Origin of the sequence: Agrobacterium sp. ST15.16.024 (assembly GCF_027956545.1) — a bacterium.
In the GTDB taxonomy this organism is placed as follows: Bacteria; Pseudomonadota; Alphaproteobacteria; order Rhizobiales; family Rhizobiaceae; genus Agrobacterium; species Agrobacterium cucumeris.
This window is the reverse complement of record NZ_JAQKGO010000003.1, coordinates 43,211-64,867: the sequence shown is the minus strand read 5'-3', so window position 1 is coordinate 64,867 and position 21,657 is coordinate 43,211. Positions and strand designations below refer to the sequence as shown.

Sequence of the window (21,657 nt, the reverse complement as noted above, 5' to 3'; positions counted from 1 at the left end):
GGTCTGGATAGCTGTGTTTTTTGGCGGCGTTTCCAGAGTTGCCGGGCAGCCGGTTAAATCCAGCTCTCGCGTTCGCCGAAAGGCGTGTCGGCATCGAAGTTTTTCGTGCCAATCCTGCTGCTCTCTCCCGAGAGGCTGGATTTATCCTCGCTGCTGCCCGACGCTGCCGATTTCTCGGCGCTGTTTTCGAGAGCTTCAAGCTGAGCCTTGAGCGAGGCGATGGCGCTCTTCAGTTCTTCCTGGGCTTTCGCTTCGGTCGTCTGGGCCAACTCCGACTGCTTTTCGGCAATCTGCGATTTCAGCTCGGAAACGCTTGAAGAAGAGGTGGATGAAGAGGAAAGGACGGAAACAGCGGCGCTTGTTCCCGAAATGGCAGAAACCATGGGTCGCCTCGTGGCGGATGTGGGGATTGGAAAAACTATGAAACAAAGACTGAAAACAAGGCTACGCAATACGGGAATGCCTTGCAGCGCAGATTAGGCCGCGAATGTTTAATGAATGCTTTCGCGACGTTACGAGTTTTCTGGCCGGAATGTTTGTAGTCTGTGGGCTGGAAGATCAGGGCCGGTGACCATGTCGTGGGCTTGAGGGAAAGATTATCGGGTCTTCAGCCAGTTCAGCACATAAACGCGCAAAGACGAGGACAGATTGCTGTCGGGGGGCCGGTTGTCATCTATTTCCGCGAGCAGGGCGGCGAAGCTGATCTTGCGCCTTTCGGCAATCGTCTTCAGTTCTTCCCAGAAGGCATCTTCAAGTGAAATGCTGGTGCGGTGGCCGTGTAATGTGGCTGAGTGCTTGCGGATCATCAGATCGGCCTCCGGCTGGAAATCTGAATCATGTTTCGCCGGCAAGCCTCTGTTTCGCGACTGGTTTCCGATTTTGCGGGGGAGTTGGCTGCGGCACGTCCGATCGTCAGTCCCTGTCGGTCCCGCCATCATCCTTTTCGAGTCGTCCCTGATCGAGCGCCTTTTCAGCTTTCTCATTAAGGGCCGATGTCAGGTTTTTTTCGGTCTTGCTGCGACCGAAGGACAGGCGGTTCTGTTCCGCCTGTTTTTCCTTTTCGCTGCGGGCTTTCTGCTTCCGAAACTGACGCAGATTGACGATATCGGCGGCCATGCGGATATGTCTCCTTGGGTTTCGGGTGGTGGAAGAACGGCCTTACTGCTTCTTGCGGAAGGCATCCAGCGAAACGACGGAGCCTTCCTTCTTTTCCTCGCCGGCCTTGGGGGCCTCGGAGGTGGAAGCGGGCTTTGCCTCGTTGGAAACGGGATAGGCGGTGATTTCGGCCTCTTCCATCTCTTCTTCATCGGCCAGAGGCACGTCGAACTCAAGCTCGAAATTGACGGAAGGATCGTAGAAACCGCGAATGGCGTTGTAAGGGATAACCAACTTTTCCGGCGTATCGGAGAAGGACAGGCCGATTTCGAAGCCGGTTTCCGTTACCTTCATATCCCAGAACTGGTGCTGGATAACGATGGTCATCTGCTCGGCATATTTCGACTTGAGGTGCTGGGAAATCCGCACGCCCGGCGCGCCGGTCAGGAATGTGATGAAGAAATGATGGTCGCCGGGCAGGCGGCCGGTGGCGGCCACTTCACCCAAAACCTTACGAATAACGCCGCGAAGGGCATCCTGTGCGAGAATGTCGTAACGGATATGATCCTGCCCCATGCGGTCCTGTCTTTCCCTTATTCGAACGTCTTTTAATGCGCTGCGCGCCTTGCGCGCCAAGGACGCTGTAACACTTTGAATCTTTGCGCAATCCTGAACCGGAGATCGAACTCGATCCAGACGGCTGCGCGTTGCCCAAGTATACGCAATGTCCCGAACGGCAGCAACGGAAAAGCCGATGCCGTTCGCAAGTCAGCTATCATATAACCAATTCAGGCAAAATGGAGAAGGTGGAGGTTTCTGTTGCCAGGTACCTCCGAACCCCGCCTTACGGGGCTAACCGTAAGGACTTAGAGCGGAATTCCCGCACCGCCATTAGGCAGCGAGAGCATATTCCTTAGCGTTGTTGTCGTTTGCAACTACACTTGTGACCCGATAACGGCGGTATCATGCCGAGCAAAAGTTCGATCTTTACGCCCTTGTCGATCCTATTTCGCCCCCATCAAAAGCCGGCCTTCCCTTAAAAGAAGTCCGCCGGTTTTTGGTGGAGGCGCCGGGTACCGCCCCCGGGTCCAATAGGTTTATTACACCGACCGTTTATCGCCATAGCCGGGTTGCCCCGGCAAAGCTCATATAGGCGTTTCGCCCGGCGGAGAAAAGGGGGGCTATGACAATTCCATGAAAAGGTTTCGTGTTTGACGTTGACGATTTAGACAATTCTTGACGACGAGAGATTGCTGTCACATTCTCCATGCAACCGGTCACCAGAAGCAACGTGGCGCCGGGGACACACGAAGGAGTTGATATGACCGACTATCTCGCAGATGTGAAGAAATACGATGCGGCAGCCGACGAAGCCATCGTTGGCAAAATCGTCAAGCATCTCGGCATTGCGTTGCGCAACCGGGATTCATCGCTGGTGTCTGCTTCCGATCCGGAAGAACTTGCGCGTGTCAAGGCAAGCTGGTGCGGCAAGAAGCTCGGCGTGACCGACGACAGTGCCGACAAGGCGATCGACGCCACTGCGAAAGCCATGGCTGCGGACCGCTCCAAGTCGCGCGTGACCTTCTATTATCTGGTGGCCAAGGAACTGGGCAAACTCCAGTCGCTTTGATTTGAGCCGGGGATAAGCCCGCATTAGGTGATTGGTTCTGCCGCCCTGTGCTATTATATTCTCCTGATATCAGGGAATCGGCGGCAGAACGCATGAAACAATATCTCGATCTTCTCCGGCATGTGATGGATACCGGCTCCGACCGCGGAGACCGCACCGGCACCGGTACGCGCTCGGTCTTCGGTTACCAGATGCGTTTCGACCTTTCGCAGGGCTTTCCGGTTCTCACCACCAAGAAGCTGCATCTGCGCTCGATCATCCATGAACTTCTGTGGTTCCTGAAGGGCGACACCAATATCGCCTATCTCAAGGAAAACGGCGTTTCCATCTGGGATGAGTGGGCCGATGAAAACGGTGATCTCGGCCCGGTCTATGGCGCGCAGTGGCGCTCGTGGCCGGCACCGGATGGTCGTCATATCGACCAGATCGCTCTTTTGATCGAGGCGCTGAAAACCAACCCCAATTCCCGCCGCCACATCGTTTCGGCCTGGAACCCGGCGCTGGTGGACGAAATGGCGCTGCCGCCCTGCCATTGCCTGTTCCAGTTCTATGTTTCGGATGGCAAATTGTCCTGCCAGCTTTATCAGCGCTCGGCTGATATTTTCCTTGGCGTGCCCTTCAACATCGCCTCTTACGCGCTGCTGACGCTGATGGTGGCGCAGGTGACGGGCCTGAAACCGGGCGATTTTGTCCATACGCTTGGCGACGCACATATCTATGCCAATCATTTCGAACAGGCGCGGCTGCAGATGACCCGCACCCCGAAAGCCCTGCCGACAATGCGCCTCAACCCTGAGGTGAAGGACCTTTTCGGCTTTAAGTTCGAAGACTTTACGCTGGAGAATTACGAGGCCGATTCAAGCATCAAGGCACCGATCGCAGTATGAGCGAGCCACGCGTCACCATCATCGTTGCCGTCTCGGAAAACGGTGTCATCGGCCGTGACCTCGATATGCCGTGGAAGCTTTCCACTGATCTCAAGCGCTTCAAGGCGATGACGATGGGCAAGCCGCTCATCATGGGCCGCAAGACGTTTCTGTCTGTCGGTGAGCGCCCCTTGCCGGGCCGGCCGCATATCATCGTCAGCCGCAATGCCGATTACAGGCCTGCGGGCGTGGATGTGGTCTCGTCGCTGGAAGAGGCTTTGAAGCTTGCCAAAGACAAGGCTGCGGAACTGGGTGTCGATGAGGTTTTCGTGGCCGGCGGCGGCGAGATTTATCGTCAGGCCATGCCATTTGCCGATCAACTTTCCGTCACCCATGTGGCGGTAAAGCTCGATGGCGACACTTTTTTTCCGGATATCGATCCTGAGGTCTTCGAAAAAACCGACGAGAATGCCGTTCCCGCAGGGGAAAGGGACAATTATCCGGTTCTGTTCACCACTTATTTGCGAAGAGCCGCGTCAAAGTGAACTATTTACCCTGATTGGGTATTTAGTTACCACCTCTGCGTTGAAACGGACGCTTCTCCTTCCTATAACGGGTCGATATTCCCGCCGCACGCGAGCAATCGCTTTCGAACGGAACCGGGAGAGGCTTTTATAAAGAGGTATTGATGCCCTGGAGCAATCAGAATGGCGGCGGCGGCCCTTGGGGCGGCGGCGGTGGAGGAAACAACCAGGGTGGCGGTGGCGGCCCGTGGGGACAGGGGCCTAACCGGCCTCGCGGCGGCGGTGGCGGCAACAATGGCGGCCCACCTGATCTGGAAGAGATCATCCGGCGCAGTCAGGACCGTTTCAAGAATGTCCTGCCGGGTGGCTTCAATGGCGGCGCGGTTGCGATCCTCGTTCTTGTCATCCTCGTTTTCCTCGGCATCCAGTCCATCTATACCGTCCAGCCGGACGAGCGTGGCGTTGAGCTGCGTTTCGGACGTCCCAAGGATGAAATCTCGATGCCGGGCCTGCATTTCCATCTGTGGCCGATCGAGACGGTTGAAATCGTCAAGGTCACCGAGCAGCAGCAGAATATCGGTTCGCGCGCCTCGTCTTCGTCGTCGAGCGGCGTGATGCTGACCGGCGACCAGAACATCGTCAACGTGCAGTTCTCGGTGCTCTATACCGTTTCGGATCCGAAATCCTATCTCTTCAATGTCGACAGCCCGGCGGAAACCCTGCAGCAGGTTTCCGAAAGCGCCATGCGCGAAGTGGTTGGCCGTCGTCCGGCGCAGGATATTTTCCGCGATAACCGTCAGGCGATTGCCGGCGACGTTCGCACCATCATCCAGTCCACCATGGACGGTTATGGCGCCGGCATTTCCATCAATGCGGTCGCCATCGAAGATGCGGCGCCGCCGCGCGAAGTGGCCGATGCCTTTGATGAAGTGCAGCGCGCCGAGCAGGATGAAGACCGTTTCGTTCAGGAAGCCAACCAGTATGCCAACCAGAAACTGGGTGCGGCACGCGGTCAGGCGGCACAGATCGTCGAAGAGGCGAACGCCTACAAGTCGCGTGTCGTCAACGAGGCTGAGGGTGAGGCGCAGCGCTTCATCTCCATCTACGACCAGTATCGCACGGCACCTGATGTGACCCGCCAACGCATGTTCCTTGAAACCATGGAACAGGTCCTGAAGGGCTCCAACAAGGTCATCATCGACGAAAAGCAGGGCGTGGTGCCTTATCTGCCTCTGAATGAGATCATGCGCGGCAATACGGGCGCAGCACAGCAGGGAGGCAACTGATATGGGTAACCGTCTTACGGCCATTCTCGTCGGTCTCGCCGCCGTGCTTTTCCTCGGCTATTCATCGATCTTCGTCGTCAACGAGCGCCAGCAGGCCATCGTCGTGCGCTTCGGTCAGATCCAGGATGTGAAAACCGCGCCGGGCCTCTATTTCAAGCTGCCCTTCGCCTTCATGGATGCCGACCGGGTGCAATATGTCGAGAACCGGGCGCTGCGCTTCGATCACGACAATATCCGTGTTCAGGTTTCGGGCGGCAAGTTCTATGAAGTAGACGCTTTTGTTGTCTATCGCATCACGGACGCACGCCGGTTCCGCCAGACGGTCTCGGGTGACCAGATGTCGGCCGAATCGCGTCTTCGCACCCGTCTCGACGCATCTTTGCGCCGGGTCTACGGTCTTCGCGGCTTTGAATCGGCGCTTTCGGATGCACGCGCATCGATGATGCAGGAAGTGCGTGACGATCTGCGTCCTGACGCGGAATCGCTCGGCATCAGCATCGTGGATGTCCGCATCCGCCGTACGGATCTGACGCAGGAAGTGTCGCAGCAGACCTTCGAGCGCATGAAGTCGGAACGTCTCGCTGAAGCAGAACTCATCCGCGCCCGCGGTAATGAAGAAGCCCAGCGCCGCCGCGCTATCGCCGACCGTCAGGTCGTCGAGTTCGAGTCCGATGCGCGTCGTCAGTCTGAAGTGCTGCGCGGTGAAGGCGATGCCAACCGTAACCGCATATTCGGCGAGGCTTTCCAGCGCGATCCGAACTTCTTCGAATTCTATCGCTCGATGGCCGCCTATGCCAATTCGATGACCGGTACCGGCACGACGCTGGTCCTGTCGCCGGATTCGACCTTCTTCCGTTATTTCAACAACATCAACGGCGCGCCGTCTGCGGCTCCTGCCGCACCCGCGGCGCCCGCGCCGGCGAACTGATATCGGATCAAGAGAGTTTGAAAGGGCCGGTTTTACCGGCCCTTTCTTTTTGACAGCCCCCGCACGGCGTCATCCTCAGGCACGACCCGAGGGATGGCCGAGGAGAGGACTTGGCGGCCGTTGTTGGTAATCTGAGGACTGGTTTTGGCCGGCCCTTTCTTTTCACTCCCGTTTCGTGCCAATGCTGTGGGCAGGGGCAAGGCATCATCCGCCTGTTCACGAAAAGGTATTTTTACACTTCATCATTCCGCCTTATGCTTTGTCGATATATGCAAGGCGAGACTATCTGAAACGCGAGGACGCTTATGGCCGTGACCCTTCTTTCGCCTTTTCGCAACAGCATTGCCGCAGTCGCGGGCATCGCGCTTGTGGCGGGCAGCCTTTCGGCGCCGGTTGCGGCAAGGGCGCAGAGCCATGGGCCGGAGTCTGTGGCCGATCTTGCCGAGCCGCTCCTGGATGCGGTGGTGAATATTTCGACGTCACAGAACGTCAAGACTGAGGGCAAGGGTCCTGTTCCGCCGAAGTTGCCGGAAGGGTCGCCCTTCCAGGAATTCTTCAAGGATTATTTCGACAGCCAGAAGCCGGAGGGCGGTGAAAAGGTCAACTCGCTGGGTTCCGGTTTCGTGATCGATCCCGCCGGTTATGTCGTCACCAACAATCACGTCATCGAGGGTGCTGATGCCATCGAGGTGATTTTCCCGAACGGCTCGAAGCTGAAGGCAACGCTTGTTGGCACCGATACCAAGACCGACCTTTCGGTCTTGAAGGTAGAGCCAAAAACGCCGCTGAAGGCCGTCAAGTTCGGTGATTCGCGCAGCATGCGCATCGGCGACTGGGTAATGGCCATCGGCAACCCCTTCGGCCTTGGCGGTTCGCTGACTGTCGGTGTCATTTCCGCGCGCGGCCGCAACATCAATGCCGGTCCCTATGACAATTTCATCCAGACCGATGCGGCGATCAACAAGGGCAATTCGGGTGGTCCGCTCTTCAACATGAAGGGTGAGGTAATCGGCATCAATACCGCGATCATTTCGCCGAGTGGCGGTTCGATCGGTATCGGTTTTGCCGTTCCGACGGAGCTTGCGCAGAATATCGTGCAGCAGCTGATCGAATTCGGCGAGACCCGTCGCGGCTGGCTCGGTGTTCGTGTTCAGCCGGTCACCGACGATGTGGCGGCAAGCCTCGGCATGGAAAGCGCCAAGGGTGCGCTTATCTCCGGTGTGGCCAAAGGCGGCCCGGTGGAGAACGGCCCGATCCAGGCCGGCGATGTCGTGCTGAAATTCGACGGCAAGGACATTCATGAAATGCGTGATCTCTTGCGAATCGTGGCGGAAAGCCCGGTTGGCAAGGAAGTCGATGTAGTGATCCTGCGCGACGGCAAGGAGGAGACCGTCAAGGTCAAGCTCGGCCAGTTGCAGGATACGACCGACGAAAAGGCCGCGACCGAAGACCCGCAGGCCGAAGACGGTGATGGCGGCGTGGTTGCCCCTGATGATGATGGCGGCACCGACGATCAGGCTCAGGACCAAACGCCGGAAGTGCGTGAAGCGCCGCAGAGCGTGCTTGGCATGAACCTGGTCGTTCTCAGCAATGAGCTGCGCACGGAAAAGGGCATCGCCGAGAGCGTTGAAGGCGTGCTGGTCGCAAGCGTCGATACGGGTTCGCCGGCCGAACAGAAGGGCATGAAACCGGGCGATATCATCGTCGAAGTCGGTCAGGATTTCATGGAAGTTCCCGGCGACGTGCTGGTTCGCATCAACGGCCTGAAATCCGAAGGCCGCAAGAATGCGCATATGATGGTTGCCGATGCACAGGGCAATCTGCGCGTGGTGGCGCTGCCGCTGGAGTAAAGCGCTTTCCACCCGGTTCGGCAGGAATCGGGTGGTTGTGATCCCGGCCCCTCTCTAATCCTTGGTCTCCATCAATGGAGGTCAAGGATATGAAATTACTCGAAAACAAGGTTGCCATCATCACTGGTGCGTCATCCGGCATCGGCCGGGCGACGGCGAGGCTGTTTGCCTCGCAAGGGGCAGCCGTCGTCATCAATGCGCGGGGTGCTGCGGCACTGGAAGAGGTTGCCGCCGGGATTCGCGAGATCGGTGGCCGTGTCCATGCCGTTGTCGGCGATGTCAATCTTGAGGAAACTCATTCCCGGCTGACGGATGCGGCCGTAAGCATTTTCGGCGGTCTCGATATCGCCGTCAACAATGCAGGCGCGGTCGGCGCCATGAAGCCGCTGGCGGAGATTTCCGCCGAGGAATGGGATCATGTAATCACAGCCAATCTCACTTCCGCATATCTCGGTGCGCGCCACCAGATTCCGTTGATGCTGAAGCGGGGCGGTGGTTCGATCGTCTTTATCTCCAGCTTCGTCGGCACCAGTGCCGGCATACCGGGCATGGCGGCCTATGGCACGTCGAAGGCGGCGTTGATGGGGTTGGTGAAAGGCATTACCGCCGATTATGCCGTGCAGGGCATTCGCGCCAACGGGCTGCTTCCCGGCGGGGTCGACACACCCATGGCCGGAGATGCGGCCCAGAAGGAATGGGCGGCAGGCCTGCATGCGATGAAACGCATCGCCGAGCCGGAAGAACTGGCGCAGGCAGCCCTTTTCCTCGCCAGCCCGATGTCGAGTTTCGTTGCCGGGGCGGCGCTGTTTGCGGATGGCGGCAATGCGGCGGTGAAGTAAGGTTCGAGACTGGCGGGAAGGGCGTTATTGCGACTGCCGTTCCCGCCATTCCGCCAGCGTCAGCGCATAGGTTACATGCGGACGCAGATGCGGATGCGTGTCATCAGGCACGCGCGGATGATCGAAATCGCGTGACGGGTCCCGCTTCAGGCCGATGCGCTCCATCACGCGGGTCGAGCGGTGGTTGTCGTGAACGGCGAAGGAGACGATTTCCGGCGTTTCCTTTTCATCAAAGGCCATGACGAGCAGCGATTGTGCAGCTTCGGTGACATAGCCGTGGCCCCAGAAGCGGGTGGCGAGCCGCCAGCCGATCTCCATGGTGCCGAGCGGGAAAGGCGGATCGAGGTTCATGACTGGCGATATGCCGCAGAAACCCATGACTTCGCCGGTTTCGCGCAGTTCCATGGCGTAGAAGCCATAACCGCTGCCACGGATCATGCCGTTGATGGTTTCCAGTACGGCGTCCGCTTCCGCATGGCTGCGGCGGAAGGGAAAAAACTCCATGACCTTTTCGTCCGCGTTGATTTCGCGGAACAGGTCGCGGTCGCTCTCCTTCCACTCGCGCAGAATGAGCCTTGGTGTTTCGCGGATGATCATGGAGTGACAAAATCCGTCTTGCGGTAACCCTGAATGTAAAGAAGCGCGGTCAGGTCGCCGTGGTCGATGCGCATCTGTGCTTCGGCCGCCACGGCGGGCTTGGCGTGCAGGGCAACACCCGCGCCGGCCAGATGCAGCATGCCGAGATCGTTGGCGCCATCGCCGACGGCCATCGCCTCTTCCGGAGAGATGCCAAGCTTTGCGGCGATGTCGTTCAGCGCATCCACCTTGGCCTGCTTGCCGAGGATGGGTTCGGCAACGGTGCCATCAAGCTCGCCATTGGCTTCGCCGAGCAGATTGGCGCGGTTTTCATCGAAACCGAGCATCGCTGCGACGCGGCCGGTGAAAACCGTGAAGCCACCGGAAACCAGCGCGGTGTAATAGCCTTTGGCCTTCATGGTGGCGATCAGTTCCTTGCCGCCTGATGTCAGCGTGATGCGCTTTTCGATGACGTCGTCGATGACCGAAACCGGCAGGCCTTTCAGCAGCGCCACGCGTTCCCGGAGCGCCGGCTCAAAAGCGATCTCACCATTCATGGCGCGAGCGGTGATGGTGGAGACCTTGTCTTTCAGGCCGACTTCGGCGGCCAGCTCGTCGATGCATTCCTGGCCGATCATGGTCGAATCCATATCGGCGATCAGCAGTTTCTTGCGGCGCTGATCCTGCTCCTGGATGACGATATCGATCGGCTGGCCAGTCAGCGCGCCGGCAATGGCGTTGCGGGCTTCTTCGGCACTGGTGCCGGAAGGCAAAGCGATATCGCAGGCGACACCATCCGCCAGCCAGTAAAGACCTGACGCATTGACGGCCTTTGCGGCGGCTTCGCCGAGGGCCGGCGTCAGAACAGGATTTGACGGATTGGCGATAAGCGTGGCAACGAGAGCCATGATGAAAAACCTTGATGAGAATTTTGATGCGATCCTGATAACCGGCCCGACGGCAAGCGGCAAGTCCGCGCTTGCGCTTCGTCTGGCGCGGGAGCGGAATGGCGTCGTCATCAATGCCGACAGCATGCAGGTTTACGACACGCTGCGGGTGTTGACCGCCCGGCCTTCGGAAGAAGAAATGCAGGGCGTGCCGCATCTGCTTTACGGCCATGTGCCGGCGAGCAGCCTTTATTCCACGGGTGAATGGCTGCGGGATATTTCAGTGCTGCTTTCGGATATGAAGGGGCAGAGACGTCTTCCCGTCATCGTCGGCGGCACGGGGCTTTATTTCAAGGCGCTGACCGGGGGACTGTCGGATATGCCTGTCATCCCGGACGAAATCCGCGACAGGCTGCGCGGCCGGCTGATTGAAGAGGGGCCGGTGGTTCTCCACACGGAACTGTCGCGACGCGATCCCGAAATGGCAGAGGCGCTGCAGCCGGGAGACGGCCAGCGTATCGTCCGGGCGCTGGAAGTGATCGAAGCGACCGGAAAATCGATCCGGGATTACCAGAAAGCCAGCGGCCCGGTGATCGTTGATCCCGACCGGGCGCGGAAATTCGTCGTTTTGCCCGACAGGCCGGTGCTGCATGACCGCATCAACCGTCGTTTCGAGGCCATGATGGAAAGCGGCGCGGTGGAGGAGGTGGAGGCGCTTCTGGCTCTCAAGCTCGCGCCCGATGCGACGGCAATGAAGGCGATCGGCGTTTCCCAGATCGCCGAGATGCTGGCCGGACGCATGAGCGAGGCGGAGGTGATCGAAAAATCGGCCGCTGCGACCCGCCAATATGCCAAACGGCAGATGACCTGGTTCCGCAACCAGATGGGGGAGGACTGGACGCGCATCCAGCCCTGAAGGCTGGCGTCAGTCCTTGCGATAGAGGCTGCCGAGCGGCTTTTTCAGGAGGCTTTCGCGCAGCGACGGGCGTGTATCGGCCGGCGGGGGACCATTTTGCGTCTGCATCTGCAAACCGGCCCGGCGCAAGTCGTTGACGGCACCGGAGGCGCTGTCCATCCTCTCCGGATTTTGTGGCGGTGGCGCTGTGCGTCCGGGCAGCATGTCCGGGCGATAAGGCTCATAGCCCTCCGTTGCGGGTGTTCCCAATTCTCGCTTCCAGCGATCGATATCGTCTGCTTCTCCGGGCGCCACCAGCGATTCCGGCAGATCGGAAAAGGCCGCTTCGACGCTTTGCTGGAAGCCGGTGATGACCGGCCGGGCTGTGGCGCGCATGCGGGTGACAATAGTATTGAGATCGACGGTATCGGGTGTTTCGTGCGGTACGTGGCTGACCGTGCCGCTTGCCTTCGGCAATTTGATTGTCGGCACGCGGTCAAAACGCATGCGCATCGGCACCCCCACGGCTTCGCCGAAGGCGATGGCCTCACCATTGCCGATGGAGGACAGAAAGCTGGTGGTCGAGGCCGAGGCGTTGGGTACGGCCGACAGAATGATCTTCTGGTCGATCTCGTTTGACAGCCGCATGGCGAAAACGGTCGAGCATTGCGACAGGATGGTCTGATCCAGCTCGCTGGGCCGCTGACTGATGACGCCAAGTGAAATGCCGTATTTGCGGCCTTCCTTGGCGATCTGGGCAATCGCCTGCCGGGTCGGGAAAAAGCCGCGCTCGGGATCGGCAGGAACATAACGGTGGGCTTCTTCGCAGACGACAAGCATATGCAGCGAGCCGCGCGCCAGCACCGCCAGCTCAAACGACATGCGGCAGAGCACGGAGACCACCGAGTTCACCACCTCGGAGGGGATGCCCGAGAGCTGGAACACTGAAATGGGCTTGCCTTCCCCGGGAATACGGAAGATATGCGCCACCGTCTCCAGAATGGTGTCGCTGATCGTATTGCTGGAGAACATGAAATTGTAGCGCGGATCGTTGATGGCCGAGAGGATGCGGCTTTTCAGGGAACGGAGCGCCGGCTTTTCACCGCGTCCTTCCAGCCGCCCGATACGCTCGTCGATGGAAGCCAGAAGATCGGCCATGCGGTAGGGCACAGGCGAATCCGGTGTGATCGCGCTCTTGTCGGAGGTGCGGCGGACGGCGGAACCATCCGTGCCGCGAAATGCCTTTTTCGCCTCGGGTATGACGTCACGCAGAACGTCCATCTCTTCCGGCACAGGCTTGCGGCCACGGAAAACCACTTCCGCAAATTCCTCAAGACGCATCAGCCAGAAGGGAAGGTCGAGCGTATCGGTATCGATGACAACCGAATGATCGGGAAAAGCGGCTGCAAATTCGTTGTGCGGATCGAGAATGAGGACGCGCAGTTTCGGGTCCGTCTCGATTGCCTTGTTCAAGAGCAGAGAAACCGCAGTGGTCTTGCCGACCCCGGTCGAACCGACGACGGCGAAATGCTTCGAAAGCATCTGCGGAATATTGATGGCCGCGCCGATCGTATCATCCTGCGTCAGCTTGCCGATGATGCAGCTGTCACGCTTGCCGCTGTCGTAGATCCTGGCAAGGTCGCCGGTGCGGATGCGGTGGGCCACGGCGCCAAGATAGGGATAACGGGAAATGCCGCTGGAAAACCGTTCGCTGCCGTCATCGGTGCGGTAAACCTCTCCCATCAGTTCGACGTCGATCAGCAACCTGTTCGACCTGTCCGAGGACCATTGTCTCTCATCGGTGCGCATGGCGAAGACGAGGGCCGCGACACGGCTCGTGCCCATTTCGATGGAGATCAGCCGTCCGACGGACCAGAGTTGCGCAACATCGGTGGAGCCCGGTTCCGTTTCCGCGGCGATGGTGGCATGGGCGCCGTCGCAGGCGATGACGCGGCCGAGCATGCGGTCTGCCGGTTGCAGAGCGGATCGCCGTTCGGTTTCGTCCATGCCGGACGCTTTATGAAACTCGTTATTACTCACATCTTATCCCGGGACATGCGGATGATCGCGGTGGTTCGGGCAATACCTGCGCTCTCGATAATAAAAGATTATATTTAACAACAGGTGTATCAATTGCGTTCGAAAATTTCGTCGACTTGCGGTTTTAAGTAATAAAAGAAGCGGTCGCCGATTTTTTCCGCAATATGCGTTGACGGCTGGGGCTTTTGTGGCTAACACTCCGGCCCATGAAAAATCTTAACGTACTTATCGTGGTGGGACGGCGCATGGGCAGGATGGTGTAACCATCCGGCGAAAGCACCCATGCGCTGAACGAGGCTCCTTAAGGGGCCTTTTTTTATGTCTTCAAACAGGCCCTCGGGCTCCTCGATATCCAAAGCCAAAGCGGGATGGAAACAGGCAATGACGGATAAGGACAATACGGAAAACAGCAATCGCATGACAGGTGCGGAGATCGTGCTCCAGGCGCTGAAAGACAATGGCGTCGAGCACATCTTCGGTTATCCCGGCGGCGCCGTGCTTCCGATTTATGACGAGATTTTCCAGCAGGAAGACATTCAGCACATTCTCGTGCGTCACGAGCAGGGCGCCGGCCACGCTGCCGAAGGTTATGCCCGCTCCACCGGCAAGGTTGGCGTCATGCTCGTCACCTCGGGTCCCGGCGCCACCAATGCGGTAACGCCGCTGCAGGATGCGCTGATGGATTCCATTCCGCTCGTCTGCCTGTCCGGCCAGGTTCCGACATCGCTGATCGGTTCCGACGCGTTCCAGGAATGTGATACTGTCGGCATCACGCGCCCCTGCACCAAGCACAATTGGCTGGTCAAGGACGTCAACGAGTTGGCGGGCATTATCCATGAAGCCTTCCGCATCGCGCAGACCGGTCGCCCCGGTCCCGTCGTTGTCGATATTCCCAAAGACATCCAGTTCGCCACCGGCACCTACACGCCGCCCTCTGCCGCCGTTCAGCAGAAGAGTTACAAGCCGAAGGTCCAGGGCGATCTCAATGCCATTCACGCCGCCATCGAGCTGATGTCCAAGGCGAAAAAGCCGGTTTTCTACACTGGCGGCGGCGTTATCAATTCCGGCCCGGAAGCTACCCGTTTGCTGCGCGAACTGGTCGAGCTGACCGGTTTCCCGATCACCTCGACCCTGATGGGTCTCGGCGCCTATCCGGCATCCGGCAAGAACTGGCTCGGCATGCTGGGCATGCACGGATCCTACGAAGCCAATATGACGATGCATGATTGCGACGTCATGGTCTGCATCGGCGCGCGTTTCGACGACCGGATTACCGGTCGCATCAATGCGTTTTCGCCGAACTCCAAGAAGATCCATATCGATATCGACCCATCCTCGATCAACAAGACGGTTCGCGTCGATGTGCCTGTTATTGGTGATGTCGGCCATGTCCTGGAAGATATGGTTCGCCTGTGGCGCGCTCTGCCGAAGAAGCCGGAAAAGGCGCAGACCGCCGACTGGTGGGCGCAGATCGAGCGCTGGCGCGCCCGCAATTCCTTCGCCTACAAGAATTCCAAAGATGTCATCATGCCGCAATATGCCTTGCAGCGGCTTTATGAGGCTTCGAAGGGACGCGACACCTACATCACGACCGAAGTCGGCCAGCACCAGATGTGGGCGGCACAGTTCTTCGGCTTCGAGGAGCCGAACCATTGGATGACCTCGGGCGGCCTTGGAACCATGGGTTATGGCCTGCCGGCGGCCATCGGCGTGCAGGTCGCGCATCCCGAAGCGCTGGTTATCGACATTGCGGGTGATGCCTCGATCCAGATGTGCATTCAGGAAATGTCCTGCGCCATCCAGTACGGTCTGCCGGTGAAGATTTTCATCCTCAACAACCAGTATATGGGCATGGTGCGGCAATGGCAGCAGCTGCTGCACGGCAACCGTCTGTCGAACTCCTATACCGAAGCCATGCCTGATTTCGTGAAGCTGGCGGAAGCCTATGGCGCGGTTGGCATGTATTGCGACGACCCGAAGGAGCTGGACGACAAGATCGCCGAGATGATCGCCGTCAACAAGCCTGTCATCTTCGATTGCCGCGTTGCCAATCTTGCCAATTGCTTCCCGATGATCCCGTCTGGTAAAGCCCATAACGAGATGCTGTTGCCGGATGAGGCGACGGATGAAGCTGTTGCCAACGCCATCGACGCCAAGGGCCGTCAGCTAGTCTGAGCCGGGAGAGGAAAAGGACATGAACGCACACCTACAACCCACCGGCTCCGCCTACTTCATCCAGAAGGAAACGGCTGCCGTCGAAAATCACACGCTGTCGGTTCTCGTCAGCAACGAACCGGGCGTTCTCGCCCGGGTCATCGGCCTGTTTTCCGGCCGGGGTTACAACATCGAAAGCCTGACGGTTTCGGAAACGGAACATGAGGCGCATCTCTCGCGTATCACCATCGTCACGCGCGGCACACCGATCGTGCTGGAACAGATCAAGGCGCAGCTTGAGCGCATCGTGCCGGTGCACCGGGTTCTCGACCTCACCGTTCGTGCCCGCGAGCTGGGACAGGAACGGCCTATCGAGCGCGAAGTGGCGCTGATCAAGGTTGCCGGTACGGGTGAAGTTCGCGCCGAAGCGCTGCGCCTTGCCGATGCGTTCCAGGCCAAGGTGGTGGATGCGACTGTCGAGCATTTCATCTTCGAAATCACCGGCAAGTCGTCGAAGATCGATCAGTTCGTGGCGATCATCAAGCCGCTCGGCCTGATCGAGATCTGCCGCACGGGTATTGCCGCGATGAATCGTGGCTCGCAGGGGATGTGATCCCCGCACTCGAAGCAAGTGCCTTTGAAATATCAAGCCCGCGGTTCGTCGCGGGTTTTTTTATGGAATTTGCTCTGTGAAGTTATATTCAACCATATGGTTGACTTTCTGGATCGGCAGCCTATATTCAACAACATGGTTGAATTATCTGTTCCACAACTCGACACTGTCTTTCATGCTCTTGGCGACGCGACGCGGCGCACGATGTTGCGCGAGCTTTCCCGTGGCGAGCGGACGGTCACCCAGTTGGCCGCGCCGTTCGACATCTCGCTTGCAGCAGCCTCCAAGCACATCAAGGCATTGGAGAATGCCGGGCTTATCCGCCGGGAGGTGAGGGGGCGCACCCATATCTGCCACCTGGCGCCGGAACCTCTGGCAAGCGCGCAGGAGTGGCTGGATTACTACCGGCAGTTCTGGAACAGCCGCCTCGATATTCTTGAGCAGATGCTCAGGGAGGAAGATCAGGGAAAATCCCCTGCAAATGGAGGAAATGACAATGACTGATATTGCAGTGCCTGACGCCTATGGCCAACTTGTCGAACCCGCGACGCTGAAGATCGAACGACTGTTGCCGGGGCCGATCGACCGGGTCTGGGCCTTTCTGACACAAAGCGAGCTTCGCCGCCGCTGGCTGGCATCCGGTGAAATGAAACTTGCGCCCGATGCACCGTTCGAACTGGTCTGGCGCAATGACGAGCTTTCCGATCCGCCGGGTCACCGCCCGGAAGGTTTTTCGGAAGAACACAAGATGGCCTCGCGCATCATTACCGTCGTTCCGCCACATCGCCTGGTCTTCACTTGGGGTGAGGGCGCTGAGGTTTCGATCGAGCTTCAGGCTCTGGGCAAGCAGGTGCTTCTGACGCTCATCCACCGCCGGCTGGGGGATCGGAATAGCAAACTCAATATCAGCGCCGGCTGGCACACGCATCTCGATATTCTCGCCGCCCGTCTTCAGGAAAAAGAGCCGGGCCCCTTCTGGGATACATGGCTGGAACTCAAGAAAGACTATGAGCACCGCATACCATCATAGAACGGGGTAGCGCATCTACCGGACGGCGCGGTTTGCCGCGCCGTCATTGCCGGTTTCTGTGCACGCGCGGTATCGATCTGGTTCTCATATTTCGATTCACCCGCTTCAGCACCTGATTCCGGAACGCCTCTTAAGGCCATGTTCTCTCAGAGCATTTCCAAGGCTGTCTTGCGCGTTGGCACCGGGAAGGCGGCGTCGAGAGCCGTCCAGTCTTCGTCGGTTATTTCAAGATCGGTCGCGCCGCGGTTTTCTTCCACACGGGAGGCGCTGGCGGATTTCGGGATGGCGATGACGCCGTCTCTTTCCAGCAGAAAGGCCAGCGCCAGTTGCGCCGGCGTCGCCTGATAGGCCTTGGCGATGCGGATGAGTTCGTGGTTCTTCAGGATGCGGCCCTGCTCGATGGGCGAATAGGCCATCAGCGGGACACCGCGCTCCTGGCACCAGGGCAGCAGCGAAAACTCGGGGCCGCGCCGTGACAGGTTGTAAAGCACCTGATTGGCGGCGCAGTTTTTGCCATCCGGCACGGCGAAAAGTTCTTCCATGTCGTCGGTATCGAAATTGGAGACGCCCCAGTCGCCGATCTTGCCGTCGCGTTTCAGTCTTTCGAAAGCCGCCACGGTTTCGTTCAGCGGGTGTTCGCCGCGCCAGTGCAGCAGATAAAGATCGATATGATCGGTGCCGAGCCTTGCAAGGCTGCGCTCGCAGGCCTCCACCGTGCCTTTGGCGCTGGCGTTCCACGGATAGACCTTGCTGACCAGAAACACGTCGTCACGGCGGCCGGCAATTGCCGTGCCGACCACCTCTTCAGATCGGCCATCGGCATACATTTCGGCCGTATCGACCAGCGTCATGCCAAGATCGATCGCCTTGCGGATGCTCTCGATCTCCTGAGGCGCCGACGATCTGTTTTCTCCCATGTTCCAGGTGCCAAGGCCAAGGGCTGGAACCTCTTTTCCGGATGGCAGGGTAACGGAAGGAATGTCGTCATACATTGTTTCGCTCCAGCGGTTGTCGGGGGAGAATAGCCCTTTGTGCCGACTTCTCAAACCCGGCACGGGCGGGATCGATCCATCAAAAAAATTGACCCCGGCCATCGGTCTGCCGGGCTGGTTTGATAGTGGTCGTGTGGCTAGGGTCTCTTTCACAGGAGAGATCATGACCGTTGAAACCTTCGCTGCACTGGTGTTGTTTGCCTTCACCACGTCCATCACGCCCGGCCCGAACAACATGATGTTGTTTACGTCAGGCGTGAATTTCGGGTTCCGCCGCACCATCCCGCATATGCTGGGTATCGGCGTGGGGTTTCTGTCGCTTTTGATCGGCGTCGGTTTTGGCCTTGGTGCGGTGCTGCATTCCGTGCCGTTGCTCTATACCGGGCTGAAATTCGCCGGCGGGCTATATCTCGTCTGGATCGCCTGGAAGATCGGCACTTCCCGCAGCCTGAATGAAGGAACGGCCGCATCGCGGCCGATGAGCTTCCTTGCTGCCGCAGCCTTTCAGTGGGTCAATCCGAAAGCCTGGGTAATGGCGGTGACTGCAATGGCGACCTATACCAACGAGGCGCAATATTTCGTCACTGTTCTGGTGGTTGGCGTGGCCTTCGCCGCTGTCAATCTTCCCAGCGTGTCCACCTGGGCAGGTTTTGGCTCTGCGCTGCGCGACTGGCTGTCCGTGCCGGTCCGGCTCAAATGGTTCAACATCACCATGGCCGTGCTGCTCGTCATCAGCCTCTGGCCAATGCTGAAATAACAGCCTTCACGTGGGGAATTGCCGGTAACATTCCTCGGCGATTGCCTGCACCTCGTCGCGTGTCAGTTCGGCCGACACCGCGTAACCGAGTTCGTTGTCGATCCAGTAGAAAGTCTCGATGCCGTCGGCGCTCGCCATGCGGAAACTGGTGGTGCGGTTTTCCTCATTATGGCCGATCAGTACCGTCACCCGGCGGCCCGTCTTGTCCTGATACATCAGCATCGCGCCCGGCTTGCCGCTGACGGGAATGAGACGCCCGCCGACGAGATCGTATCCGATCTTGGAAAGATCAGGGATCGCAAAGGGATAACCGAGCCGCTTGCCGAGCCATGTCGCTAGATGCTGCTGCTCTCCCGCACCAACTTCGACGGGGTGGCGCACTTCGCTTGCATAGATGAGATAGGCGGATTTTGCCTGTGCCGGAATATCCGTCGTCAACGACGCCAGCGTCACGTCCTGCGGTGTGGAGGCGGATGGCGGCAGAAGCCGGCCAGCTGCGGCGCCCGCAGCAAAGATCATGAGGGCGGCCGCTATTTTCGCAAGAGCTGGCTTCAGCCGCCATGTACGGTCCGGTTTCGGTGGGCTGAGCATCGATGCGTCGTGCGGATGGGCTGCGGCATAGGAGGCGAAGGCATTGCGAAGAATATCGGCCTGCTGTTTCCAGTCCTGCACGCGGGCCTGTTCTTCAGGTCTTTCTGCGAGCCACGCCTCGACAGCCGCGCGGTCATCGTCGGAAAGAAGCCCGTCGACATAGGCGTGCAGGTCGTCTTCGGTTATGGCATCGGGCCGTTTCATCGTGGTCTCCGCAGGGGAATGATATTGTCCGCCGCCAACTGCTGGCGAAGGGTTTCGCGGGCGCGGGACAGTCTGGACATGACGGTGCCGAGCGGGATCGATAGCATCTCGGCCGCCTCCTGGTAGCTGTAGCCTTCCACCGTCACCAGCATCAAAACCGCCCGCATATCAGGCGAAAGAAGCGCGAGCGCGCCGTGCAGCCGATCATTCTCCAGCGTATCGGATAGCTGATCGGTGACGGCGATGGTCTCATGGCCATCAAGGCTTTCGGACGGGTGGCGTTTCTCGGCGCGGTGGCGGTTGCGATAAAGATTCGTCATTATCGTGTAAGCCCATGATTTCAAACCCGTTCCGCGCCATTGCCTTTTATTGACGAGCGCTTTTTCCACGCAGTCCTGCAAAAGGTCTTCGCCATCTGCATCCGAGCGGGAAAGGCTGCGGGAATAACGGCGCAGCATGGGTATCAGCGCCAGAACCTCCGCTTCGAAGGTGCCGGCTGCGGGGGAGAGGCTCCCCCGCGTTTTGCCATTCATGCCATCAGGGTTTTGCGGCATCCCATACACCGTTCATACCGTCACCGGTGGCGTCGCCTTTTTTCATGTCCTTGACCCAGTAATAGAGCGGCATGCCGTCCTTTGCCCATTGCATCTTGCCGTCCTTGCGCGTCACGGTCGTATAGGCCCCCTCGGCCTTGGCGCCAGTGGCTGCGAAAAACGGCGGCCAGTTCACCGCGCATTTGTCATAACAATTGGATACGCCCTTCTTGTCGTTCTTGAAAGTGTAGAGCGTCATGCCTTTTTCGCCGGCAAGTACATTGCCTTTGTCGGTCTTGACCGTTTCGACCGCCGGGGCCGCATAGGCCGTTCCGGCAAAAGCCAGAATGAGGGCGGGAACGATAAAGCGGATCTTCATGGACATATCCTCCTTGGTTCGGGCGGGCTTTGCCGCCAACAGATCAAGAGACACCGCAGGCGGCGGGTTTATTCCCTGTCGCGACACGATTTTTGCGATTTTAAAACTTATCCATTGAGCTAAGTATTTTATCGTGATAGTTAGCCTTATGGAAAACTATTCAGACGCGCTCGACGATATCTTCCAGTCTCTTGCCGATCCGACCCGCAGGGCGGTGATCCTGAGGCTGGGCGGCGGGGAGGCGAGCATCGGAATGCTGGCCGAACCCTTCGACATGGCCCTGCCGTCCTTCATGAAACACATTCGCCAGCTGGAAGAGGCCGGGCTGATCGCGACGCGCAAGCAGGGCCGAGTGCGGTTCTGCTCGCTGGAGAAACAGCGGTTTTCCATGCTCGATGGCTGGCTGTCGCAACAGCGCGCCATTTGGGAAGGCCGCACGGACCGGCTCGAACAATTCGTCATGGCGCAACAGGATAGAGCGTCAGGCAAAGGGGAGAATGACCAATGACCGAGACTTTTAATCCCGATCTCGACCTGAAGATTTCAAGGATCATAAGGGCGCCGCGCCGGCTTGTGTGGAATGCATGGGTGGACAGGAACAGCCTTGAACAATGGTGGGTGCCACATCCCGGCCAGTGCCGCGTCGAGAAAATGGAGCTTCACCCCGGCGGCGCTTTTGAGACGCGCTACAGCGAGGACGGCACGGCATTCGGTGACCATATCAGCGGCTGTTTTCTGGCGGTGGATGATGGCGAGCGTCTGGTTTTCACCGATGCGCTGACGGCGGGTTTCCGCCCCTCCGCCCGTCCGTTCCTCACCGCCGTGATGACTTTCCGTGATCACCCGGAGGGCATGGAATATGTGGCCTATGCCATGCACAGAAACCCCGGGGATCGCGATAAGCACGCGGAGATGGGGTTCTTCGATGGCTGGAACACGGTTGCGGAGCAGCTGGCGCAGCTTGTCGAAAAGCAGGCGGCCCATTGAA

General features: G+C 58.8%; 26 protein-coding genes and 1 other RNA gene. 15 read left to right on the top strand and 12 right to left on the bottom strand.

The window, feature by feature from the left end; all coding sequences use genetic code 11:
• Positions 1 to 53: 53 nt before the first annotated feature.
• From PL640_RS12290 to ssrA, 5 genes are all read right to left on the bottom strand, one after another.
• Positions 54 to 383: a hypothetical protein gene (locus PL640_RS12290; RefSeq protein ID WP_271362138.1), complete on the bottom strand. Its 330-nt coding sequence runs from the start codon at positions 381 to 383 to the stop codon at positions 54 to 56.
• A gap of 213 nt (positions 384 to 596) precedes the next feature.
• Positions 597 to 806 (bottom strand): ribbon-helix-helix domain-containing protein, encoded by a 210-nt coding sequence (locus PL640_RS12285; protein WP_271362137.1) that lies wholly within the window; start codon positions 804 to 806, stop codon positions 597 to 599.
• Between the two features lie 106 nt (positions 807 to 912).
• On the bottom strand, positions 913 to 1,116 hold the full coding sequence (locus PL640_RS12280; RefSeq protein WP_269703085.1) for a DUF4169 family protein: 204 nt from the start codon (positions 1,114 to 1,116) through the stop codon (positions 913 to 915).
• A gap of 42 nt (positions 1,117 to 1,158) precedes the next feature.
• Positions 1,159 to 1,671, bottom strand: coding sequence for an SspB family protein (locus PL640_RS12275; protein ID WP_046798099.1), 513 nt, complete (start codon positions 1,669 to 1,671; stop codon positions 1,159 to 1,161).
• A 229-nt stretch (positions 1,672 to 1,900) separates the two neighbouring features.
• Positions 1,901 to 2,274, bottom strand: a transfer-messenger RNA (tmRNA) gene (gene ssrA, locus PL640_RS12270).
• A 142-nt stretch (positions 2,275 to 2,416) separates the two neighbouring features.
• On the opposite strand from ssrA, the gene PL640_RS12265 reads away from it, so the two are divergent.
• The 7 genes from PL640_RS12265 to PL640_RS12235 all read left to right on the top strand — a co-directional run bounded on the left by PL640_RS12265 (position 2,417) and on the right by PL640_RS12235 (position 9,018).
• Positions 2,417 to 2,725 carry a DUF2853 family protein gene (locus PL640_RS12265; protein ID WP_035242256.1) on the top strand — a complete coding sequence of 103 codons (309 nt, stop codon included), beginning with the start codon at positions 2,417 to 2,419 and terminating at the stop codon, positions 2,723 to 2,725.
• Positions 2,726 to 2,817: 92 nt separating this feature from the next.
• The gene (locus tag PL640_RS12260; protein ID WP_271362136.1) at positions 2,818 to 3,612 is read left to right on the top strand and encodes a thymidylate synthase; all 795 of its coding nucleotides are present in this window, start codon (positions 2,818 to 2,820) and stop codon (positions 3,610 to 3,612) included.
• Positions 3,609 to 4,136 (top strand): dihydrofolate reductase, encoded by a 528-nt coding sequence (locus tag PL640_RS12255; RefSeq protein ID WP_271362135.1) that lies wholly within the window; start codon positions 3,609 to 3,611, stop codon positions 4,134 to 4,136. Before PL640_RS12260 ends, PL640_RS12255 begins: the two co-directional genes overlap by 4 nt.
• 143 nt (positions 4,137 to 4,279) lie before the next feature.
• Positions 4,280 to 5,401, top strand: a complete 1,122-nt coding sequence (hflK, locus tag PL640_RS12250; RefSeq protein ID WP_142840234.1) for an FtsH protease activity modulator HflK — start codon at positions 4,280 to 4,282, stop codon at positions 5,399 to 5,401.
• Between the two features lies 1 nt (position 5,402).
• The gene (gene hflC, locus PL640_RS12245; RefSeq protein WP_142840233.1) at positions 5,403 to 6,329 is read left to right on the top strand and encodes a protease modulator HflC; all 927 of its coding nucleotides are present in this window, start codon (positions 5,403 to 5,405) and stop codon (positions 6,327 to 6,329) included.
• 305 nt (positions 6,330 to 6,634) lie between these two features.
• Positions 6,635 to 8,179: a Do family serine endopeptidase gene (locus tag PL640_RS12240; protein ID WP_269703078.1), complete on the top strand. Its 1,545-nt coding sequence runs from the start codon at positions 6,635 to 6,637 to the stop codon at positions 8,177 to 8,179.
• Between the two features lie 89 nt (positions 8,180 to 8,268).
• Entirely contained in the window at positions 8,269 to 9,018 is a 750-nt protein-coding gene (locus tag PL640_RS12235; RefSeq protein ID WP_271362134.1) for an SDR family oxidoreductase, read from the top strand.
• A gap of 24 nt (positions 9,019 to 9,042) precedes the next feature.
• On the opposite strand, the gene PL640_RS12230 is transcribed toward PL640_RS12235, so the two are convergent.
• Together PL640_RS12230 and serB are read right to left on the bottom strand one after the other, a co-directional pair.
• The gene (locus PL640_RS12230; protein WP_142840230.1) at positions 9,043 to 9,615 is read right to left on the bottom strand and encodes a GNAT family N-acetyltransferase; all 573 of its coding nucleotides are present in this window, start codon (positions 9,613 to 9,615) and stop codon (positions 9,043 to 9,045) included.
• A complete protein-coding gene (gene serB, locus PL640_RS12225) occupies positions 9,612 to 10,502 on the bottom strand; it encodes a phosphoserine phosphatase SerB (RefSeq protein WP_269703072.1) in 891 nt (296 codons plus the stop codon). Before serB ends, PL640_RS12230 begins: the two co-directional genes overlap by 4 nt.
• On the opposite strand from serB, the gene miaA reads away from it, so the two are divergent.
• The gene (gene miaA / locus PL640_RS12220) at positions 10,501 to 11,397 is read left to right on the top strand and encodes a tRNA (adenosine(37)-N6)-dimethylallyltransferase MiaA (RefSeq protein ID WP_271362133.1); all 897 of its coding nucleotides are present in this window, start codon (positions 10,501 to 10,503) and stop codon (positions 11,395 to 11,397) included. The two genes, serB and miaA, sit on opposite strands and share 2 nt — an antisense overlap.
• A 9-nt stretch (positions 11,398 to 11,406) precedes the next feature.
• Here miaA and PL640_RS12215 read toward each other — a convergent pair whose 3' ends face one another.
• Positions 11,407 to 13,416, bottom strand: coding sequence for an ATP-binding protein (locus tag PL640_RS12215; protein ID WP_271362132.1), 2,010 nt, complete (start codon positions 13,414 to 13,416; stop codon positions 11,407 to 11,409).
• Positions 13,417 to 13,797: 381 nt separating this feature from the next.
• On the opposite strand from PL640_RS12215, the gene PL640_RS12210 reads away from it, so the two are divergent.
• The 4 genes from PL640_RS12210 (at position 13,798) to PL640_RS12195 (ending at position 17,213) form a co-directional block, all read left to right on the top strand.
• Complete coding sequence (locus tag PL640_RS12210; RefSeq protein WP_271362131.1) at positions 13,798 to 15,591, top strand: acetolactate synthase 3 large subunit; 1,794 nt, start codon at positions 13,798 to 13,800, stop codon at positions 15,589 to 15,591.
• Positions 15,592 to 15,610: 19 nt separating this feature from the next.
• Positions 15,611 to 16,183 (top strand): acetolactate synthase small subunit, encoded by a 573-nt coding sequence (ilvN, locus tag PL640_RS12205; protein ID WP_003507555.1) that lies wholly within the window; start codon positions 15,611 to 15,613, stop codon positions 16,181 to 16,183.
• A gap of 135 nt (positions 16,184 to 16,318) precedes the next feature.
• On the top strand, positions 16,319 to 16,687 hold the full coding sequence (locus PL640_RS12200) for an ArsR/SmtB family transcription factor (RefSeq protein WP_271362418.1): 369 nt from the start codon (positions 16,319 to 16,321) through the stop codon (positions 16,685 to 16,687).
• Positions 16,680 to 17,213 (top strand): SRPBCC family protein, encoded by a 534-nt coding sequence (locus PL640_RS12195; protein ID WP_269703059.1) that lies wholly within the window; start codon positions 16,680 to 16,682, stop codon positions 17,211 to 17,213. The genes PL640_RS12200 and PL640_RS12195 overlap by 8 nt, the downstream gene beginning before the upstream one ends.
• Before the next feature lie 146 nt (positions 17,214 to 17,359).
• Here PL640_RS12195 and PL640_RS12190 read toward each other — a convergent pair whose 3' ends face one another.
• Positions 17,360 to 18,205: an aldo/keto reductase gene (locus tag PL640_RS12190; protein ID WP_271362130.1), complete on the bottom strand. Its 846-nt coding sequence runs from the start codon at positions 18,203 to 18,205 to the stop codon at positions 17,360 to 17,362.
• Positions 18,206 to 18,368: 163 nt separating this feature from the next.
• On the opposite strand from PL640_RS12190, the gene PL640_RS12185 reads away from it, so the two are divergent.
• A complete protein-coding gene (locus PL640_RS12185; RefSeq protein ID WP_142840222.1) occupies positions 18,369 to 18,962 on the top strand; it encodes a LysE family translocator in 594 nt (197 codons plus the stop codon).
• Positions 18,963 to 18,968: 6 nt separating this feature from the next.
• On the opposite strand, the gene PL640_RS12180 is transcribed toward PL640_RS12185, so the two are convergent.
• The 3 genes from PL640_RS12180 to PL640_RS12170 are packed head-to-tail and all read right to left on the bottom strand — an operon-like array spanning position 18,969 to position 20,675.
• Positions 18,969 to 19,757 carry an anti-sigma factor family protein gene (locus PL640_RS12180; protein ID WP_142840221.1) on the bottom strand — a complete coding sequence of 263 codons (789 nt, stop codon included), beginning with the start codon at positions 19,755 to 19,757 and terminating at the stop codon, positions 18,969 to 18,971.
• The gene (locus PL640_RS12175; protein ID WP_161991236.1) at positions 19,754 to 20,311 is read right to left on the bottom strand and encodes an RNA polymerase sigma factor; all 558 of its coding nucleotides are present in this window, start codon (positions 20,309 to 20,311) and stop codon (positions 19,754 to 19,756) included. Before PL640_RS12175 ends, PL640_RS12180 begins: the two co-directional genes overlap by 4 nt.
• A complete protein-coding gene (locus PL640_RS12170; RefSeq protein ID WP_142840220.1) occupies positions 20,295 to 20,675 on the bottom strand; it encodes a COG4315 family predicted lipoprotein in 381 nt (126 codons plus the stop codon). Before PL640_RS12170 ends, PL640_RS12175 begins: the two co-directional genes overlap by 17 nt.
• Positions 20,676 to 20,817: 142 nt before the next feature.
• On the opposite strand from PL640_RS12170, the gene PL640_RS12165 reads away from it, so the two are divergent.
• Together PL640_RS12165 and PL640_RS12160 are read left to right on the top strand one after the other, a co-directional pair.
• Positions 20,818 to 21,177: an ArsR/SmtB family transcription factor gene (locus PL640_RS12165; protein ID WP_271362129.1), complete on the top strand. Its 360-nt coding sequence runs from the start codon at positions 20,818 to 20,820 to the stop codon at positions 21,175 to 21,177.
• Entirely contained in the window at positions 21,174 to 21,656 is a 483-nt protein-coding gene (locus tag PL640_RS12160) for an SRPBCC family protein (protein ID WP_271362128.1), read from the top strand. The genes PL640_RS12165 and PL640_RS12160 overlap by 4 nt, the downstream gene beginning before the upstream one ends.
• Position 21,657 lies beyond the last annotated feature (1 nt).

Excerpts from the sequence above, each read along its gene's own strand:
- PL640_RS12195 (WP_269703059.1), top strand. The coding sequence starts at position 16,680 with ATGACTGATATTGCAGTGCCTGACGCCTATGGCCAACTTGTCGAACCC.
- PL640_RS12255 (WP_271362135.1), top strand. The coding sequence starts at position 3,609 with ATGAGCGAGCCACGCGTCACCATCATCGTTGCCGTCTCGGAAAACGGT.
- hflK (WP_142840234.1), top strand. The coding sequence starts at position 4,280 with ATGCCCTGGAGCAATCAGAATGGCGGCGGCGGCCCTTGGGGCGGCGGC.
- ilvN (WP_003507555.1), top strand. The coding sequence starts at position 15,611 with ATGAACGCACACCTACAACCCACCGGCTCCGCCTACTTCATCCAGAAG.
- PL640_RS12265 (WP_035242256.1), top strand. The coding sequence starts at position 2,417 with ATGACCGACTATCTCGCAGATGTGAAGAAATACGATGCGGCAGCCGAC.
- PL640_RS12285 (WP_271362137.1), bottom strand. The coding sequence starts at position 806 with ATGATCCGCAAGCACTCAGCCACATTACACGGCCACCGCACCAGCATT.
- PL640_RS12190 (WP_271362130.1), bottom strand. The coding sequence starts at position 18,205 with ATGTATGACGACATTCCTTCCGTTACCCTGCCATCCGGAAAAGAGGTT.
- PL640_RS12170 (WP_142840220.1), bottom strand. The coding sequence starts at position 20,675 with ATGTCCATGAAGATCCGCTTTATCGTTCCCGCCCTCATTCTGGCTTTT.
- PL640_RS12185 (WP_142840222.1), top strand. The coding sequence starts at position 18,369 with ATGACCGTTGAAACCTTCGCTGCACTGGTGTTGTTTGCCTTCACCACG.
- PL640_RS12165 (WP_271362129.1), top strand. The coding sequence starts at position 20,818 with ATGGAAAACTATTCAGACGCGCTCGACGATATCTTCCAGTCTCTTGCC.
- PL640_RS12160 (WP_271362128.1), top strand. The coding sequence starts at position 21,174 with ATGACCGAGACTTTTAATCCCGATCTCGACCTGAAGATTTCAAGGATC.
- miaA (WP_271362133.1), top strand. The coding sequence starts at position 10,501 with ATGATGAAAAACCTTGATGAGAATTTTGATGCGATCCTGATAACCGGC.
- PL640_RS12240 (WP_269703078.1), top strand. The coding sequence starts at position 6,635 with ATGGCCGTGACCCTTCTTTCGCCTTTTCGCAACAGCATTGCCGCAGTC.
- PL640_RS12280 (WP_269703085.1), bottom strand. The coding sequence starts at position 1,116 with ATGGCCGCCGATATCGTCAATCTGCGTCAGTTTCGGAAGCAGAAAGCC.
- PL640_RS12230 (WP_142840230.1), bottom strand. The coding sequence starts at position 9,615 with ATGATCATCCGCGAAACACCAAGGCTCATTCTGCGCGAGTGGAAGGAG.
- PL640_RS12275 (WP_046798099.1), bottom strand. The coding sequence starts at position 1,671 with ATGGGGCAGGATCATATCCGTTACGACATTCTCGCACAGGATGCCCTT.
- hflC (WP_142840233.1), top strand. The coding sequence starts at position 5,403 with ATGGGTAACCGTCTTACGGCCATTCTCGTCGGTCTCGCCGCCGTGCTT.
- PL640_RS12175 (WP_161991236.1), bottom strand. The coding sequence starts at position 20,311 with ATGCCGCAAAACCCTGATGGCATGAATGGCAAAACGCGGGGGAGCCTC.
- PL640_RS12260 (WP_271362136.1), top strand. The coding sequence starts at position 2,818 with ATGAAACAATATCTCGATCTTCTCCGGCATGTGATGGATACCGGCTCC.
- PL640_RS12180 (WP_142840221.1), bottom strand. The coding sequence starts at position 19,757 with ATGAAACGGCCCGATGCCATAACCGAAGACGACCTGCACGCCTATGTC.
- PL640_RS12235 (WP_271362134.1), top strand. The coding sequence starts at position 8,269 with ATGAAATTACTCGAAAACAAGGTTGCCATCATCACTGGTGCGTCATCC.
- PL640_RS12210 (WP_271362131.1), top strand. The coding sequence starts at position 13,798 with ATGACGGATAAGGACAATACGGAAAACAGCAATCGCATGACAGGTGCG.
- PL640_RS12290 (WP_271362138.1), bottom strand. The coding sequence starts at position 383 with ATGGTTTCTGCCATTTCGGGAACAAGCGCCGCTGTTTCCGTCCTTTCC.
- PL640_RS12200 (WP_271362418.1), top strand. The coding sequence starts at position 16,319 with ATGGTTGAATTATCTGTTCCACAACTCGACACTGTCTTTCATGCTCTT.
- serB (WP_269703072.1), bottom strand. The coding sequence starts at position 10,502 with ATGGCTCTCGTTGCCACGCTTATCGCCAATCCGTCAAATCCTGTTCTG.